Source organism: Cellulomonas sp. P5_C6 (assembly GCF_054049635.1).
Genome location: NZ_JBFULZ010000145.1, coordinates 1 through 10,441 on the forward strand (window position 1 = coordinate 1; position 10,441 = coordinate 10,441).

13 protein-coding genes are annotated in these 10,441 nt (G+C 73.2%); 3 read left to right on the top strand and 10 right to left on the bottom strand.

All coding sequences use genetic code 11. The annotated features are described in order from the left end of the window. The 6 genes from ACXJKG_RS15130 to dapE form a co-directional block, all read right to left on the bottom strand. On the bottom strand, positions 1-562 hold a 562-nt coding region (locus tag ACXJKG_RS15130), incomplete at its 3' end, for a M17 family peptidase N-terminal domain-containing protein (RefSeq protein ID WP_456846574.1). A gap of 50 nt (positions 563-612) precedes the next feature. Further along, the gene (locus tag ACXJKG_RS15135) at positions 613-780 is read right to left on the bottom strand and encodes a DUF3117 domain-containing protein (protein ID WP_013772033.1); all 168 of its coding nucleotides are present in this window, start codon (positions 778-780) and stop codon (positions 613-615) included. 182 nt (positions 781-962) lie between these two features. Beyond that, on the bottom strand, positions 963-2,222 hold the full coding sequence (locus ACXJKG_RS15140; RefSeq protein ID WP_456846575.1) for a hypothetical protein: 1,260 nt from the start codon (positions 2,220-2,222) through the stop codon (positions 963-965). Then, on the bottom strand, positions 2,219-3,103 hold the full coding sequence (folP, locus tag ACXJKG_RS15145; RefSeq protein WP_456846576.1) for a dihydropteroate synthase: 885 nt from the start codon (positions 3,101-3,103) through the stop codon (positions 2,219-2,221). The genes ACXJKG_RS15140 and folP overlap by 4 nt, the downstream gene beginning before the upstream one ends. Beyond that, entirely contained in the window at positions 3,100-3,915 is an 816-nt protein-coding gene (locus ACXJKG_RS15150; RefSeq protein ID WP_456846577.1) for an LOG family protein, read from the bottom strand. The genes folP and ACXJKG_RS15150 overlap by 4 nt, the downstream gene beginning before the upstream one ends. Before the next feature lie 67 nt (positions 3,916-3,982). Then, entirely contained in the window at positions 3,983-5,056 is a 1,074-nt protein-coding gene (gene dapE / locus ACXJKG_RS15155) for a succinyl-diaminopimelate desuccinylase (RefSeq protein WP_456846578.1), read from the bottom strand. Between the two features lie 44 nt (positions 5,057-5,100). On the opposite strand from dapE, the gene dapD reads away from it, so the two are divergent. Both dapD and ACXJKG_RS15165 read left to right on the top strand, forming a co-directional pair. Further along, a complete protein-coding gene (gene dapD, locus ACXJKG_RS15160) occupies positions 5,101-6,048 on the top strand; it encodes a 2,3,4,5-tetrahydropyridine-2,6-dicarboxylate N-succinyltransferase (RefSeq protein WP_456846579.1) in 948 nt (315 codons plus the stop codon). Then, positions 6,045-6,950 (top strand): hypothetical protein, encoded by a 906-nt coding sequence (locus ACXJKG_RS15165; RefSeq protein WP_456846580.1) that lies wholly within the window; start codon positions 6,045-6,047, stop codon positions 6,948-6,950. Before dapD ends, ACXJKG_RS15165 begins: the two co-directional genes overlap by 4 nt. A gap of 46 nt (positions 6,951-6,996) precedes the next feature. On the opposite strand, the gene ACXJKG_RS15170 is transcribed toward ACXJKG_RS15165, so the two are convergent. From ACXJKG_RS15170 to fdxA, 3 genes are all read right to left on the bottom strand, one after another. Beyond that, positions 6,997-8,295 (bottom strand): citrate synthase, encoded by a 1,299-nt coding sequence (locus tag ACXJKG_RS15170; protein WP_456846581.1) that lies wholly within the window; start codon positions 8,293-8,295, stop codon positions 6,997-6,999. A gap of 199 nt (positions 8,296-8,494) precedes the next feature. Next, a complete protein-coding gene (dapC, locus tag ACXJKG_RS15175) occupies positions 8,495-9,625 on the bottom strand; it encodes a succinyldiaminopimelate transaminase (protein WP_456846582.1) in 1,131 nt (376 codons plus the stop codon). Between the two features lie 10 nt (positions 9,626-9,635). Further along, positions 9,636-9,962, bottom strand: a complete 327-nt coding sequence (gene fdxA, locus ACXJKG_RS15180) for a ferredoxin (RefSeq protein ID WP_426594590.1) — start codon at positions 9,960-9,962, stop codon at positions 9,636-9,638. An 84-nt stretch (positions 9,963-10,046) separates the two neighbouring features. Here fdxA and ACXJKG_RS15185 point away from each other — a divergent pair, with 84 nt between their 5' ends. Then, positions 10,047-10,295 carry a hypothetical protein gene (locus ACXJKG_RS15185; protein WP_456846583.1) on the top strand — a complete coding sequence of 83 codons (249 nt, stop codon included), beginning with the start codon at positions 10,047-10,049 and terminating at the stop codon, positions 10,293-10,295. Here the strand turns inward: ACXJKG_RS15185 and ACXJKG_RS15190 are convergent. Further along, entirely contained in the window at positions 10,292-10,429 is a 138-nt protein-coding gene (locus ACXJKG_RS15190; protein ID WP_456846584.1) for an integrase core domain-containing protein, read from the bottom strand. The two genes, ACXJKG_RS15185 and ACXJKG_RS15190, sit on opposite strands and share 4 nt — an antisense overlap. Positions 10,430-10,441 lie beyond the last annotated feature (12 nt).

Below are 10,441 nucleotides of genomic sequence, written 5' to 3' on the forward strand. Positions count from 1 at the left end.
GGACGTACGCGGCGAGCAGGTAGCCCTCCGCGACGGCTCTGGCGGCCGTGGCGGCGGCGGACGCGTCCTGGTAGGCCTCCGCGCCGAGCGTGGTGAGGACGTACGCGGCGAGCAGGTAGCCCTCCGCGACGGCTCTGGCGGCCGTGGCGGCGGCGGACGCGTCCTGGTAGGCCTCCGCGCCGAGCGTGGTGACCACCTGTCGCAGACCCCGCGACGAGCGCGCGAGCGCGGCGCCGGCCCGGCGCAGGTCCGCGGGCTGCCCGCTCCCGACACCGACCAGGACGAGCCGCGGGGGCAGCCCGGCCCACGGCAGCGTCACCGACGAGCCGACCGGCCGGGGCAGCTGGAGGACGTAGATCTCCCCCGCCGCGCCGGTCAGCCGTGCGCGCTCGCCGATCTCGGCCAGGTCGACGCCGTAACGTGCCGCGGCCTCGGCCGTGCCTTCGAGCGGGCGCAGCGCGTCGTCACCCGCGCGCGCGGGAGCGACAGGGACCGCGACCGCGTCCGTCGAACCGTCGGTCAGCAGCGTCGTGGTCGCGACGCTGCCGCCGGAGACGCTCACCGCGGGCGGGGTCCGCCCGATCGATGAACGAGTGCGGGTGCGTGCCATCGTCAGCTGACGACGGACGTCAGGGCCTCACCCAGCTCCGCGGCCTCGGTCGCGTTGAGCTCGACCACCAGCCGTCCACCGCCCTCGAGCGGGACGCGCATCACGATGCCGCGCCCCTCCTTCGTGACCTCGAGCGGGCCGTCACCGGTCCTCGGCTTCATCGCGGCCATGCGGGGCCTCTCCTTCAGCTCGTGCGTCCGGTGCGCGGTTCGTGGGAGCGCTTTTCACGCACCGCACGTCGGCCTCGTCTACCGGTTGTCCGCGGTCCATCCTAGTTCACCCGAGGCCCCTCACCTGTCCGGATGCCGGTCAGGCCCACCGATCGGACGTACGTCCAGTCCGACGGGACCGGTCACGGTGGCCAGTCGGCGACCGGGTTGGCCTGCCACATCTGCCGGACCCACAGCACCTGCAGCCCGAGCATGAGCACGACGATCACGCCGAACCACCAGCGACGCCCGGCCGGCGGCCGGGTGACGACACCGGCCGTCACCGCGGCGAGCGGGAACGCCAGCAGCAGGAACCGGGCGAGGCTGCTGCCGGGCTCGACCACGGCGGCGATGTAGACGACGTAGGCGGCCGCCCAGGTGTGCAGCTCGTTGCCCAGGCGCCAGGCGGCGGGGACGACGAGGACCGCGATCACCAGCGCGAACCCGAGGCCGACGACGAGCCACGCCCAGGAGCCGAACCAGAAGGCGGGCACGTAGGTCCAGCCGCCGAACGGCGCCACCTCCCGGACCCCGCGCCAGGCCTCCTGCGTCTGCAGGTACCCGTCGGGCACCCCCGTGACCCAGCCGCAGATCGCCGGCCACAGGAACCCGGAGGCCGCGGCCAGGACGGCCAGGCCCGCGAGCCCGACGCCGGTGACCCAGGTGAACGTGTCCGTGCCGCGGCGCGCGTTCCACCAGYGGACCGCGGCGTGCACCACCACGACGACCGCCATCGGCAGCGCGACCGCGCGCGTGAACCCGAGGGCGACGACGAGCACCGCCATCCACCAGTAGTCGCGGCGCAGGAGCAGGAGCAGGGCACCGGCGACGAGCAGCAGCGCGAGGGCCTCGGTGTAGGCCGTCTGCAGCACGGCCGCCGTCGGGAACACGCTGACCAGCACGACGGTCGCCAGCGGCAGGCCTGGGCGGGCGGCGATCGCGCGCGGTGCACCACGGACCACCGTCTGGTGGATGACCAGCACCGCCCCGGCGCCGAGGACGGTCGCCAGCAGCGGCGCGACGACCTCCCACGGACCGCCTGTGATCTGCATGATCCCCCGCGCGAACATGGGGAACAGCGGGAAGAACGCCCACGCGTTCTGCTGCACCAGCCCGTCGGCACCACGCGGCAGCTCGGCCGGGTAGCCGTTCTCGGCGACGTTGCGGTACCAGGAGCCGTCGAACATGAACCCGACGTACGGGAAGTACCCGGGGTGCGGGCCGGTCCAGGAGTTCTGGCCCTGGACCGTCGCCACCCACAGGAAGACGACCGTGGTGAACAGCCGGGCCACGGCGTAGACCGCGAGCACCTGGACCCACCAGGGCCGGCTCGCCGCCCACGCCCACGCGCCCGACGCGGGCTGCGCGGCGGCCGACGACTCGACCTCCTGCACCTCGCTCACGCGAGCCCCCTCACCGTCCGGGCGGGGGGACGGTCCCCGCGGATGGTGGCGACCATATCGAGGGTGCGCCGGGTCGCGCGCACGTCGTGCGCCCGGAACACCCGGGCACCCAACCACGCGGCGACGGCCGTGGCGGCCAGCGTGCCCTCCAGGCGCTCCTCGGCGGGCAGGTCGAGCGACTCCCCCACGAAGTCCTTGCGCGAGAACGCCATCAGCACCGGGTACCCGAGGGCCACGAGGGCCTCGGTCCGGCGCACCAGCTGCAGCGAGTGCCACGTGTTCTTGCCGAAGTCGTGCGTCGGGTCCACCAGCACGCTCGCCGGGTCGATGCCGAGCGAGACGGCCCGCTGCGCGGCGGTGGACAGGGTCCGGACGACGTCCTCGAGCACGCCGCCGGGGTACTCGACGCGGAACGGGTCCGTGCGGGGACGGGCGCCGCCGGTGTGCGAGCAGACGATCCCGAGCCCGCGCTCGGCGGCGACCTCCATGAGCACGGGGTCGTGGCCGGCCCAGGTGTCGTTGATGAGGTCGGCGCCCTCATCGGCAGCCGCCCGCGCGACCTCGGCGCGCCACGTGTCCACGCTGATCAGCAGGTCCGGGAACCGCGCCCGCACGCGCCTGACCAGCGGGATCACGCGGGTGATCTCCTCGTCGACCTCCACGCGGGGGCCACGTCCTGCCCGCACGCCGCCGAGGTCGACGATGTCCGCGCCCTCCTCGACGGCCCGAGCGACCGCGTCGTCGGCCGCCGCGTCGTCGTACCGTGCGGGGGCGTAGAACGAGTCGGGGGTCCGGTTGACCACCGCCATGACGACCGGTCGGTCCGGACCGAGCTCGCGTCCGCCGAGCCGCAGGACCGCCCCGGCCGGGGGCGTCGTCACCGGGCCTCGGCGGCCTGCTGGGCGCGGGCGGTCTCGACGGCGGCCGCCTCCTCCTCCGCGCGCAGCTGGGCACCGCGCTCGAGCACCACCGTGACGGCCTCCTCGGCGGTGTCGACGACCTGGAGCAGCTCCAGGTCGGCGGTCGAGATCATGCCGCGCTCGAGCACGGCGGTGCCGATCCAGTCGATCAGGCCCTGCCAGTAGTCCCGGCCGACCAGCACGATCGGGAAGCCGATCACCTTGTGCGTCTGCACCAGGGTGAGCGCCTCGAACAGCTCGTCGAAGGTCCCGAACCCGCCGGGCATCACGACGAAGCCCTCGGAGTACTTCACGAACATCGTCTTGCGCGTGAAGAAGTACCGGAAGTTCACGCCCAGGTCGACGTAGTCGTTGACGCCCTGCTCGAACGGCAGCTCGATGCCCAGCCCCACCGACAGGCCGCCGGCCTCCCGGGCGCCCTTGTTCGCGGCCTCCATGATCCCCGGGCCGCCGCCGGTGATGACCGCGTACCCGGCCTCGACCAAGCGCCTGCCCACCTCCACACCGACCCCGTACTCGGCGTGGTCCGCCGGCACGCGCGCCGACCCGAACACGCTGACCGCGGGACCGACCTCCGCGAGCGCCCCGAAGCCCTCGACGAACTCGCTCTGGATGCGCAGGACGCGCCACGGGTCGCCGTGCAGCCAGTCCGCACCGTCCGTGCCGCTGAGCAGCCGCTGGTCCGAGGTGGTGGTGGGGATCTGATCCCCGCGCAGCAGGACGGGCCCCTTGCGGTAGCCGTGGCCGGGGGCGGACAGACCGTCGTCGCTCATGGCCCGACTCTAGGTCGACCGAGCGCGCGCGGCGCCCATGTCGCCGGGTGGACGCACACCGTTCATCTCAGGCGGTCAGCCACGCTCGCAGGGCCGCGTGCGCGGCGGCGATCTGGCCGACGGGGCAGCGCTCGTCCTGCTTGTGCGCCAGCAGCGGGTCGCCGGGCCCGAAGTTCACCGCCGGCACCCCGAGCTCGGAGAACCGGGCGACGTCCGTCCAGCCGTACTTCGCCGCAGGCTCGCCGCCGGTGACGGCCAGGACGGCGCGCGCGAAGTCCTGCGCGGTCGGGTCGTCGAGCCCGGGGCGGGCGCCGGGGGCGGCGTCGACGAGCACGACGTCGTACCCGTCGAAGAGCTCGCGCACGTGCTGGGTCGCCTGCTCGACGGTGGCGGACGGAGCGAACCGGTAGTTCACCGTGACGACACAGCCGTCCGGGATGACGTTGGTCGCGGTGCCGCCCGAGATGAGCACGGCGTTGAGGCTCTCGCGGTAGACCAGCCCGTCGACCTCCACCGACGCGGGCTCGTACGCCTCGAGCCGGCGAAGGACCTCGCCCGCCGCGTGCACCGCGTTGCGGCCCATCCACGCCCGGGCCGAGTGCGCCGCCACACCCTCGAGCCGCACCTCGACCCGCAGGGTGCCGTTGCAGCCGCCCTCGAGGCCGCCGTTGGTCGGCTCGCACAGCACCGCGAAGTCGCCCGCCACCCAGTCGGGGTGGTGGCGGACCAGCCGGCCGAGCCCGTTGAGGTCGGCGGCGACCTCCTCGTGGTCGTAGAACACCCACGTGATGTCGTACGTCGGATCCGTCAGTTCGGCCGCGAGCGCCAGCTGCACGGCGACGCCGGCCTTCATGTCGACGGTGCCGCGGCCCCACAGCTCGTCCCCGACCAGCCGCGTCGGCAGGTTGTCGACGATCGGCACCGTGTCCAGGTGGCCGGCGATCACGATGCGCCGCGCCCGGCCCAGGGTCGTCCGCGCGACCACCGCGTCGCCGTCCCGGAGCACCTCCAGGTGCGCGTACTCGCGCAGCGCAGCCTCGACGGCGTCRGCGATCGCCCGCTCGTCGCCGCTCTCCGACGGCAGGTCGCACAGCGCGCGCGTGAGGGAGACCGGATCGGATCGGAGGTCGAGACTGTCCACGCGCAGACCCTAGCCCGCCCGCCGGTTGACCTAGGGTTGTCGCCATGACTTCACGGACGGCCTGGGGTTTCGGCCTGGCCACGGTGACCGACGACGGCACGACGCTCGACGTCTGGTACCCGTCACCGGCCCTCGGATCGCCCGCCGACGACGCCACGGCCCCGGCGGAGCTGACCGCCGCCGAGCGGGTCGACGAGGCCCGCGGCGTCCGCATCCAGGTGGTCCGCACGGTCACCGACCTGGACGCCCCGCTGACGGACACCGCCGACGCCTACCTGCGGCTCCACCTGCTCTCGCACCGCCTGGTGCAGCCCCACGGCCAGAACCTCGAGGGCCTGTTCGGCGTGCTGCCCAACGTCGTGTGGACCGACCGCGGACCGTGCGCCGTCGAGGGCTTCGAGGAGACCCGCGGGCGCCTGCGCGCCACCACCGGCGTCCCCGTGACCGTGCTCAGCGTCGACAAGTTCCCGCGGATGGTCGACTACGTGCTGCCGTCGGGCGTCCGGATCGCCGACGCCGACCGCGTCCGGCTCGGCGCCCACCTCGCGGCCGGCACCACGGTCATGCACGAGGGGTTCGTCAACTTCAACGCCGGCACGCTCGGCACGTCGATGGTCGAGGGCCGCGTCTCGGCCGGCGTCGTCGTCGGCGACGGGTCGGACATCGGCGGCGGCGCCTCGATCATGGGCACCCTGTCCGGCGGCGGGCGCGAGGTCGTCTCCATCGGCCGGCGCACGCTGCTGGGCGCCAACGCCGGGGTCGGCATCCCGCTCGGCGACGACTGCGTGGTCGAGGCCGGGCTCTACGTCACGGCCGGCACCAAGGTCGCCCTGGTCGGCTTCGAGGACTCGCCGCGCGTGGTCAAGGCCCGCGAGCTGGCCGGCCGCGACGGCGTGCTGTTCCGCCGCAACTCCCTGACCGGCGGAGTCGAAGCCGTCGCGCGCGCCGGCTCGGGCGTGCAGCTCAACGCCACGCTGCACGCCAACGAGTGAACGCTCGACGTCGCAGGCGTGCCCGGCGGGCCGGGTGCGCGGTCGTCCTGGTCCTCGCCGTGCTGGTCGCGGCGATCGCCGGCGTCGTCGTCGCGCTCAACCGCTCGCACCCCGCACCGCCCGCGGCCGAGCGGTGCTTCGCCGAGCTCGACGGCACGCAGTGGTCGCTGACCCCTGACCAGGCGCAGAACGCCGCCGTCATCGCCGCGATCGGCGTCCAGAGGGGTCTTCCCGCGCGGGCCGTGACGATCGCGCTGGCCACCGCCCTGCAGGAGTCCAAGCTCACCAACGTGGCGCACGGCGACCGCGACTCGCTCGGGCTGTTCCAGCAGCGGCCGTCTCAGGGCTGGGGCACCGAGGAGCAGGTGCAGGACCCCGTGTACGCGACCGGGCGGTTCTACGACGGGCTGGTCACGATCGACGGGTACGAGAACCTGCCGATCACCGAGGCCGCGCAGGCCGTGCAGCGCTCCGGCTTCCCCGAGGCGTACGCGCAGCACGAGACCCGGGCCCGGGCCTGGGCGTCGGCGCTCACCGGCTGGTCCCCCGCGACCCTGACCTGCCGGCTCCACGACGCCGACCCCGCCGCCGCGTCCGCCGACGCCGTCGCGGCCCGCGTGCAGCGCGACCTCGGTCCCCTGCCCGTCACCCCGGACGCGGACGGCCCCCTGGTCATCGACACCACCGCGCTCGGCGGCGACGCCGACCGGACCCGGCTCGACTGGGCGGTCGCGCAGTGGGCCGTCGCCGTCGCGCAGCCGTTGCAGCTGACGTCCGTGGCCGTGGCCGACCAGGTCTGGGACCGCGAGTCGGGCACGTGGCGGCCCGCGACCGGCGCGCCGATCCCCGCGGGGACCGTGCGGGTCACGCCCGCCGGCCAGCCGGCGTCCAGCTCCTCGTAGTCAGCGGGCGTCGACCGCGGAGGCGGTCAGCGGGCGTCGGAGGCGATCAGCGGGCGTCGACGTCGACGTAGTCGCGCTCTGTCGCCCCCGTGTAGATCTGCCGCGGGCGGCCGATCTTCGTCTGCGGGTCGGTCATCATCTCGCGCCACTGCGCGATCCAGCCGGGCATGCGGCCCAGCGCGAACAGGGGCGTGAACATCTCGTCGGAGAAGCCCATCGCCTTGTAGATGAGGCCGGTGTAGAAGTCGACGTTCGGGTACAGCTTGCGCGAGATGAAGTAGTCGTCGGAGAGGGCGATCTCCTCCAGGCCCATCGCGAGGTCGAGCAGCTCGTCGTTGTGGCCGAGTGCCTCGAGGACGGCGTCGGCGCTCTTCTTCACGATGGCCGCGCGGGGGTCGTAGTTCTTGTAGACGCGGTGCCCGAAGCCCATGAGGCGGACGCCGGGCTCCTTGTTCTTCACGCGCTTCATGAAGTCGGTCGCGTCGCCGCCGTTGGCCTGGATCTCCGTGAGCATCTTCAGCACGGCCTCGTTGGCGCCACCGTGCAGCGGGCCGGACAGCGCGTTGATGCCGGCGGCCACGGACGCGTAGAGGTTGGCGTGGCTGGAGCCGACGATGCGGACGGTCGACGTCGAGCAGTTCTGCTCGTGGTCGGCGTGCAGGATCAGCAGCTGGTCGAGCGCCGCGACGACCTTCGGGTCCGGGTCGTACTGCTGGTACGGGACCGCGAACGTCATGCGCAGGAAGTCCTCGACGTACCCACGCGAGTAGTCCGGGTACAGCAGCGGCTCGCCCTTGGACGCCCGGTGGACGTACGACGTGATGGTCCGCGTCTTGGCCAGGATCAGCACGGTGGCCAGCTCGACCGTCTCGGGGTCGAACGGGTCCAGCGACTCCGGGTAGAACGTGGAGAGCGCGTTGATGGCCGACGACATCACGGCCATCGGGTGCGCGTTGCGCGGGAACGTCCCCATGAACGTGCGGAAGTCCTCGTGCACCAGCGTGTGGCGGTTGACCCGCTCCTCGAACGCCTCGAGCTCCGCCGCCGTCGGCAGCGCGCCGTGGATCAGCAGGTACGCGACCTCGAGGAACGTGGAGTGCTCGGCCAGCTGCTCGATGGGGTACCCGCGGTAGCGCAGGATGCCCTCGTCGCCGTCGATGTAGGTGATCTGCGACTCGCAGGACGCGGTGTTCATGAAGCCGGGGTCGACCGTGACCATGCCGGTGTCGCGCAGCAGCGAGGACACGACGAGGCCGTCGTTGCCCTCGGACGCGGTCACGATGGGCAGATCCTTCGACTGTCCGTCGACGATCAGCTGGACCCGCGCGGTGACGACGTCCGACATGGTGTTCCTCTCCTGCGACTCCCGGMCTGACGGGGATGTCCCGCGCGACCGGTGCGTCGGCGTCTGTGCGTGCTGGCCCGCCGGGACCTGCGCGTGCGTGCCCCCGTTGGCGTGGATCGACGGTACCTGCGCGGAACGTTCCGTGACCAATCCTCGACAAGACGTTGGGACTGGTGTGACCACCATCACAGGTGGGCGATCATGCCCCTGACAGCCTGGCAGCGGCCTCGGCGATCCGCTCGTCGGGCGCCGTCAGCGCCACGCGCACGTGCTCGGCGTCCCCGTAGAACGCGCCGGGCGCGACGAGGATCCCGAGCCCCGCCAGGTCCGCGACCGTGGCCCAGCTGTCCTGGCCGCCGGCCTCGGGGCGGACCCAGAGGTACAGACCGGCGTGGGAGCGGTCGACCGCGTAGCCCGCGCTCTCGAACGCCGCGCGCAGCACCCGACGACGGCGCGCGTAGACGGCCCGCTGCGTCGCGACGTGCTCGTCGTCGGCGAGCGCTGCCGTCGTGGCCGCCTGCACGGGGCCGGGCACGATCATGCCGGCGTGCTTGCGGACCTCCAGCAGCTGCGCCACCAGCGCCGGGTCGCCCGCGACGAACGCCGACCGGTAGCCGGCGAGGTTCGACTGCTTGGACAGCGAGTAGACGGCGAGCAGGCCGGTGAGGTCACCGCCGGTGACGCGCGGGTCCAGGATGCTCGGCACGCCGGTCGACGCCCACGGCTCGTCCCAGGCCAGCTCGGCGTAGCACTCGTCGGACGCGACCACCACGGGCTGGGCCGACGACCGCGCCGCGTCGACGACCGCGCGGAGCTGGTCGACGCTCAGCACCGACCCGTCGGGGTTGCTCGGGGAGTTCAGCCACACGAGCCGGACGTCGGAGGTGCCCTCGAGGCGTCGCGCCGGGTCGTCGGTCGGCTCGGGCGTCGCACCCGCCAGGCGCGCGCCGACGTCGTACGTCGGGTAGGCGGCCGACGGGTGCAGGACCACGTCACCGGCGCCGAGGCCGAGCAGCGACGGCAGGAACGCGACCAGCTCCTTGGACCCGACCGTCGGCAGCACTGCCGCCGGGTCGAGGCCGCGGACGCCGCGCCGGCGAGCGAACCAGTCGACCACCGCCCGGCGCAGCGCGGGCGTGCCGTGCGTCGTCGGGTAGCCGGGCGAGTCCGCGGCGTCGGCCAGCGCCTGGCGCACGACGTCGGGCGTGGGGTCCACGGGCGTGCCGACGGAGAGGTCGACGATGCCGCCCGGGTACGCGCGAGCGCGGTCGGCGAACGGGGTCAGCGTGTCCCAGGGAAAGTCCGGCAGGGCGCCGGTCAGCAGGCCCATCGGGCGTGCGTCACTCGCCGTGCACGCGCAGTGGCAGCGTCGCGATAATCGGGTGGTCCTTGTCGATCTCACCCATCTTCGCGGCACCACCAGGCGAACCGAGGTCGTCGAAGAACTCGACGTTCGCCTTGTAGTACTCGGTCCACTGCTCCGGGACGTCGTCCTCGTAGTAGATGGCCTCGACCGGGCACACCGGCTCGCAGGCGCCGCAGTCCACGCACTCGTCCGGGTGGATGTACAGCGACCGCTTGCCCTCGTAGATGCAGTCCACGGGACATTCCTCGATGCACGCCTTGTCCTTGACGTCCACACAAGGCTCGGCGATCACATACGTCACGGTCGGTCCTCCACAGGCCAGGGGTGCTCCTAGTATCGCTCACATGCTCAGGCCCGCGACGCGCTGTCCACGACGGGGACAGCGATGAGCGCGAACGAGTGGCGTACCTGGTCACCGGGGGTGCGTGTGGTCGTCCGACGCCTCCGCGACGACCTGCCCGAGCCGCCCGGGCCGGGCACGCCGCGGCACACCGACGTGCTCGGCGACCTGCTCGAGGTCGACGACGACGGCGTGCTGGTGCGCACCCGCCACGGCGACGTCCGGGTCCCCGCGGCCGACATCGTGCTCACCAAGCTGGTGCCGCCCCCGCCGGTCCGGCCGCGGCGGGACTAGGTGTACTGACCCGGAGCGTTGTTGACGCGGTCGATGGGGCGTTGGCCGCCGATGCCGAGGTGGGGTCGTTCCAGGTTGTAGTGCTCGAGCCAGGTCGGCAAGAGCGCGGCGCGTTCGGCGTTGCTGGTGAACACCTGGGAGTAGGC